This window comes from Phenylobacterium sp. (assembly GCF_036263695.1).
GTDB lineage: Bacteria > Pseudomonadota > Alphaproteobacteria > Caulobacterales > Caulobacteraceae > Phenylobacterium.
In genome coordinates, this window is the sequence record NZ_DATAGM010000174.1 from 1 (window position 1) to 6139 (window position 6139).

Sequence of the window (6139 nt, forward strand, 5' to 3'; positions counted from 1 at the left end):
TGTGGCCGTCGTCGCCCATCCCCAGCAGCACCGCGTCGAACGGCGCCATGCCCTTCAGCGCCGGCTCGGCGGCGCGCGCTGCGACCTCGGGATCGGCGGTGTCCGCCCACAGCGGCACGAGGTGCGCCTTGGCGGGCTCGCCGAGCATCAGGTGCTCGCGCACCAGGCGCTGGTTGGAGTGCTCGGAGGCGGGCGGGACGAGCCGCTCGTCGCTCAGCGTGACCACCACCCGCGCCCAGTCCACGCCCGCCTGGCCGAGCCGCTTGTAGACCGGGGCCGGGGAACTGCCGCCCGTGCCAACGAAGGTCGCGCGGGCGCGCTGCTTCAGCCCGTCTGACAGGCCGCGCTCGATGGCGGCCGCCGCCGCCTCGGCCGCGGCTGTCCTGCTGGCGTAGGTCTCGATCATGCAGGCGACACAACGCGCGAGGCGGCTCACCGCCTCGGGGTATGGGCGATGCGCATGATGTTGGCGGCGCCGGGAGAGCCCATCGGCAGGCCCGCCAGGATCAGGATGCGGCGCCCAGGCGGGGCGAGCTTCATGGCCATCGCCTGCTCGACGGCGGTGCGGGCCAGGGCCTCCGGATCGTCGATCTGCGGCACCACCTTGGACTCCACGCCCCAGACCAGCGCCAGCCGGCGGGCCGTGTTCACATGCGGCGTCAGGGCGATGGAAGGCTGCAGCGGCCGCTCGCGAGCCAGCCGCAGGGCCGTCTGGCCGGTGGTGGTGAAGGCCACCAGGCAGGAGATCGACGCCGCCTCCGCGGCCCGTCGCGCGGCGGCCACCAGGGCGTCGGCGTCGGCGTCGCGCACTGGGTATTCGGCGGCCATCAGCTCGGGCCAGCGCGGGTCGCGCTCCACCCGGCAGATGATCTTGTCCATCATCTCCACCGCCTCCTGGGGGAACATCCCGGCGGCGGTCTCGGCGGACAGCATCAGGGCGTCGGCGCCCTCGTAGACCGCACCGGCGACGTCCGAGGCCTCGGCCCGGGTCGGGGTCGGCGAGGCGGTCATCGACTCCAGCATCTGGGTCGCGACGATCACCGGCAGGCCGCGGCGGCGGGCGGCGCGGATCAGCTCCTTCTGCGCGACCGGCACCTCCTCGGGCGCCAGCTCCACGCCGAGATCGCCACGGGCGATCATCACCGCCTCGCAGAGGTCGAGGATCTCGTCGAGAGCGGTCAGCGCGGCGGGCTTCTCGATCTTCGCCAGCACGCCGGCCCGGCCGTTGGTGATCCGGCGCAGCTCGGCCATGTCTGAGGCGCGCTGCACGAACGACAGGGCCACCCAATCCACCCCCTGGTCGAGGGCGAAGACCACGTCCTGGCGGTCCTTGTCGGTGAGCGCCGGGATCGGGATCGCCAGACCCGGCAGGTTCAGCCCCTTGTTGTTGGACAGGCCGTGGCCGGCGATCACCCGGGTCTCGGCGAAGTCGCGCCCGTGCTCGAGCACCTTCAGCTTCACCTTGCCATCGTCGAGGAGGATCATCGCCCCCTCCTTCAGCGCCTGGAACACCTCCTTGTGCGGCACGCCCACGCGGTTGGCGTCGCCGGGCTCCTTGGACATGTCGAGCCGGAACCGCTGGCCCTGCTTCAGGGCCACCGCCTTGTCGGCGAAGGCGCCCAGTCTGAGCTTGGGGCCCTGCAGGTCGGCGAGCACGGCCAAATGGCGGCCGACCTTGGCCTCGGCGGCCCGCACGGCGGCGATGGTCTGGCCGTGGTCCTCGTGGGTCCCGTGACTGAAATTGACGCGGAAGACGTCGGCGCCGGCGCGGGCCAGCTGCACGACCTTGGCCGGGTCGCGGCTGGCGGGTCCCAAGGTAGCGACGATGCGGGCCCTGCGAGCGCGGATCATCCGTCCCTCCAATCTGGCGAGGGGCTCTATTGAACGGGCCGGCCTTCCCATGCAATCCGGATCGAACGCTCCGGCCTTGCGTTTTGCGCCCATCGCGCGAATGACGGGCCGGGGGCGGCCTCGATCCAACTAGCTTGAGTGTGCGCCGAATGGCCCAGAGCCTCGACCTGTTCCCGATCGGCAACTGCATGGCGAGCGCCCTGATCGACAGGGGCGGTCGCTTCGTCTGGAGCTGCGCGCCACGGGTCGACGGGGATCCCTTCTTCTGCGCCCTGCTGAAGGACGCCGATCCGGCCGCCGAAGAGGCCCAGGGGATGTGGAGCATCGATGTCGAGGGCGCCCGCACGGTCCGCCAGACCTACGTCCGCAACACGCCCATCCTCTCCACCGAGATCGAGGACGCCAACGGCGGGGTGGTCGAGATCATCGACTTCTGCCCCCGCTACTACCGCTCCGGCCGGATCTATCGGCCGCTCGCCTTCGTGCGCCTGGTGCGGCCGGTGGCCGGCACGCCGCGGATCCGCGTGCGCCTGCGGCCGATGGCCAACTGGGGCGAGCGGCCGGTCGAGGTCACGCGGGGATCGAACCACATCCGCTACGTCGGCGGGGAGGTGACCTTCCGCCTGACCACCGACGCGCCGGTCTCGCACATCGAGTGCGAGCGGCTGTTCCGCCTGGAAGAGCCGCTGACCATGTTCCTGGGGCCGGACGAGAGCTTCGAGGGCGACGTCTCCGTCGCCGCTTCCCAGATGCTCAAGGAGACCACCGACTACTGGCGGCGCTGGGTCCGCACGCTGTCGGTGCCGCTGGACTGGCAGGACGTGGTGATCCGCGCGGCCATCACCCTGAAGCTGTGCACCTACGAGGAGACCGGGGCCATCGTCGCGGCCCTGACCACCTCGCTGCCGGAGCACGCCGAGAGCGGCCGGAACTGGGACTACCGCTACTGCTGGCTTCGCGACGCCTACTATGTCGTCCAGGCGCTGAACCGGCTGGGCGCGGTGGACATCCTGGAGAACTACCTCGTCTACCTGCGCAACCTGGTCGACTCGGCGAAGGGCGGGCACGTGCAGCCGGTCTACGGGGTCGGCCTGGAGCCCTCGCTGACCGAGTGGATCGCCCCCCACCTTCCCGGCTATCGCGGCATGGGCCCGGTGCGGGTCGGCAACCAGGCGCACGAGCACCTGCAGCACGACGTGTACGGCCAGATCATCCTCTCCACGACCCAGGCCTTCTTCGACGAGCGGCTGCTGCGGCCGGCCACGCTGGACGACTTCCGCGCGCTCGAACCGATCGCCCAGCGCGCCTACGAGCTGCACGACGAGCCGGACGCGAGCCTTTGGGAGTTCCGCGGCCGCGAGGCGGTGCACACCTACTCCTCGGTGATGTGCTGGGCGGCCGCCGACCGGCTGGCCAAGGCGGCCGAGAAGCTGGGGCTGGCGGACCGCGCCCTATTCTGGCGCGAGCGGGCCGACGGGATGCGGGCCACGATCGAGGGTCGGGCCTGGAACGAGGAGCTGGGCCGGTTCGCCGCCACGTTCGACGGCGACGAATTGGACGCCAGCCTGCTGCAGCTCATCGACGTGCGGTTCGTGCCGCCGACGGATCCGCGGATGGCGGCCACCGTGGCGGCGGTGGAGAAGGGCCTGCGCCGCGGCTCCTACATGTTGCGCTACGCCATCCCCGACGACTTCGGCGAACCGCAGAGCGCCTTCAACATCTGCACCTTCTGGCTGATCGAGGCGATGCACCTGGCCGGCCGCACCGCCGAGGCGCGGCAGCTGTTCGAGGAGATGCTGAACCGGCGCACGGCCGCAGGCCTGCTCTCCGAGGACATCTCTTTCGAGGACGGCGAGCTGTGGGGCAACTACCCCCAGACCTACTCGCTGGTCGGCCTGATCAACTGCGCCATGCTGCTCAGCCGGCCCTGGACGGCTGTTCGCTGACTCTCCCCCCGCTCGGCGGGGGGAGAGGGTTGGGTGAGGTCTTCACTCCGCCGGCGCGGGCGCCAGGATCGGTTCCGGCGGCGGGGCTTGCCCGCGCCCCGTCCCGCGTCGCGCCTCGAGCTCGGCGCGGATCTCGGCGTGGCGGGCGCGGGTGATGCGGTAGCGGGCGTAGAAGAAGGCCGCCAGCAGACCCGGGACGGCGGCGATGGGCCCCTCCACCATCGCAAGCTTGAACAGCACGTCGTCGGGCACCTGCCCGGGCGTGGCCTTGGCGGGGAAGGCGATGATGTCGAGGGCGACGCCCGCCAGGAACTGGCCGAGCGCCATGTCGATCTTCGCGAACAGGGCGCGCGTCGAATAGAGCACTCCCTCCTGCCGGTGGCCGTGCTTCAGCTCGTTCTCGTCGGCGATGTCGGCCAGCACCGACATCACGCTGATCTGGATGATCGCCGTGAAGGTGATCGAGACCAGCGAGAACAGCAGCAGCGCAATGGTCAGCTGCATGGTGGCGTTGGCGGGCATCAGCCCGAGCATCCGCAGCACGATCGGGATGGCCGGAACCGCCGCCAGGCCGATGCAGCCGATGACGATGGTGGTGCGCTTGTCCAGCTTCTGGTGCAGCCGCGTGACCAAGCCGCCGCCGATGATTGCTCCGGCCAGCGCGCCGAGCACGAACCAGCGCAGCTGCTCGGACGTCAGCTCCCAGAAGAAGGTGTTCACATAGAGGGTCAGTCCGGCCCGCAGTCCCAGCGTCAGCGACAGGAAGAAGTAGGCGACCAGCAGCCAGGCGTAGTTGCGGTTGGTGATCGCCTTGCCCAGGTCCTTCACGAACTCGAAGGGGCTGAACCTCGGCAGGTCGGCCGGCGGCTGGGGCAGGGTCGGGATACGGTCGCGGGTGAACCAGGCGGAGCCCAGCAGCAGGGCCAGGGCGATCCCCGCTGAGAAGAAGGCGAACGGCGGGTAGGCGTTCGGGTTCAGCAGGCCGCGCGAGTATTCCGGCGTCGCCTTGAAGAAGACGCTGAGGGCGATGAAGGCCATGACCATGCTGGCCACCCCGCCCATCACCGTGTTGTAGCTCATGATCCGGGTGCGCTCGGTGTAGTCGGCCGAGAGCTCGCCCCCCAGCGCCAGGTGAGGCGTGTGGTAGGCGGCCATGAACACCCGCAGGGTCACGACGAAGGTGAAGAACCAGGCGAACAGCCAGACGTGCTCCAGGCCCGGCGGCGGGTTGAAGATGGCGATCAGCGACAGCGCGATCGGCAGCGGCGCGGCGTACATGTAGGGGTGGCGGCGACCGAACCGGGAGCGGGTGCGGTCCGACAGCGAGCCCATGATCGGGTCGGCGAAACCGTCGAGGATCAGGCTCAGCGACACCGCCGCGCCAGCCAGGGTGGCCGAGAGGCCCAGCACCTGATTGTAGAACAGCATGGCGTAGCTGCCCATGCCGAGCAGGACGATGTATTCGGCGCTGGTGCCGAGGCCGAAGAATATCTTGGTCTTGAAGGGTATCCGGCCGTCGTCCGGTCGCGTCTGAGCCGTCAATTCACCACCCCAATGAAAGCCGTGCGCCTGCGCGTCCACGGCGTCGCGTCCCGTAGGTCGGGATCTACATCTCACCCTCCGCCGCCAAACAGCGTCAGACAAGCCGCTCGCGTCGGCGTGCCGCGCGACTGGGGCGGCCGGAGAACCGCCAGGCGCGTCTTGTTGAGACCGTCCACGGAAATATCGCAGCGCTGCAGGAACCCGCCTCTCGCTGCCGCATTTCTCGCCTAGCTCGTCGACACGGCGGGCTGAAAACGACCGGCCCGGCGACGCCCCCCCGACTACCAGAGACCGGGCCGGTCGACCTTCCTCCCCAACTAACCATCGCTCATCAACGGGCGGTTGCTGGGCTCGCGCGACGGTCTCGCGCTACCCAACCATCGTCATGCCGAACCAACAGCTTGCTGTATTCGCCCGTGGCTCGAGGTGGGTGCTCCTGGACGAAGGCTCCGCCGAGCTCGGCCTGTTCGAGACTGAGGTCCAGGCGCTCGACCGGGCGCACGAATACGTCCGCCGGGCGGGCGAGCCCCGGTACGTGATTGTCCAGACCGAGGACGGCTGGCGCGAAACGCTGCTGGCGCCGCTCGCGGCGGACTGATCAGCTCAATCGAATTCCGAGAGCAGCAGCACCAGCTGCCTGGCCACGTGCTCGGGCCGACAGCGCGCCGGCGCCCGGTCGGCGGCGACCCATTCGAAACGGTCGTGTTCGCGATCCAGAACGACGCTGCAGTCGGCCGCGGCCTCGGCGGCGTAGAATTCGAGGCCGCCCTCGGCCGGACGATAGACGATGACACTGGCGC

At 70.0% G+C, this 6139-nt stretch carries 6 protein-coding genes; 2 read left to right on the forward strand and 4 right to left on the reverse strand.

Annotated features, from left to right (window positions below; genetic code table 11):
* Positions 1–406: 6-phosphogluconolactonase (locus VHK87_RS07130; RefSeq protein WP_329634209.1), on the reverse strand; the 406-nt coding region annotated here is incomplete at its 3' end.
* Positions 407–432: 26 nt separating this feature from the next.
* Positions 433–1851, reverse strand: a complete 1419-nt coding sequence (gene pyk, locus VHK87_RS07135) for a pyruvate kinase (protein WP_329634210.1) — start codon at positions 1849–1851, stop codon at positions 433–435.
* A 149-nt stretch (positions 1852–2000) separates the two neighbouring features.
* Between pyk and VHK87_RS07140 the strand changes: the two genes are divergently transcribed.
* The gene (locus VHK87_RS07140; RefSeq protein WP_329634211.1) at positions 2001–3797 is read left to right on the forward strand and encodes a glycoside hydrolase family 15 protein; all 1797 of its coding nucleotides are present in this window, start codon (positions 2001–2003) and stop codon (positions 3795–3797) included.
* Between the two features lie 42 nt (positions 3798–3839).
* On the opposite strand, the gene VHK87_RS07145 is transcribed toward VHK87_RS07140, so the two are convergent.
* A complete protein-coding gene (locus VHK87_RS07145; protein ID WP_329634212.1) occupies positions 3840–5339 on the reverse strand; it encodes an MFS transporter in 1500 nt (499 codons plus the stop codon).
* Between the two features lie 430 nt (positions 5340–5769).
* Here VHK87_RS07145 and VHK87_RS07150 point away from each other — a divergent pair, with 430 nt between their 5' ends.
* Positions 5770–5937: a hypothetical protein gene (locus VHK87_RS07150; protein WP_329634213.1), complete on the forward strand. Its 168-nt coding sequence runs from the start codon at positions 5770–5772 to the stop codon at positions 5935–5937.
* 5 nt (positions 5938–5942) lie between these two features.
* Here the strand turns inward: VHK87_RS07150 and VHK87_RS07155 are convergent.
* A partial coding sequence (locus tag VHK87_RS07155) for a hypothetical protein (protein ID WP_329634214.1) occupies positions 5943–6139 on the reverse strand: 197 nt, incomplete at its 5' end.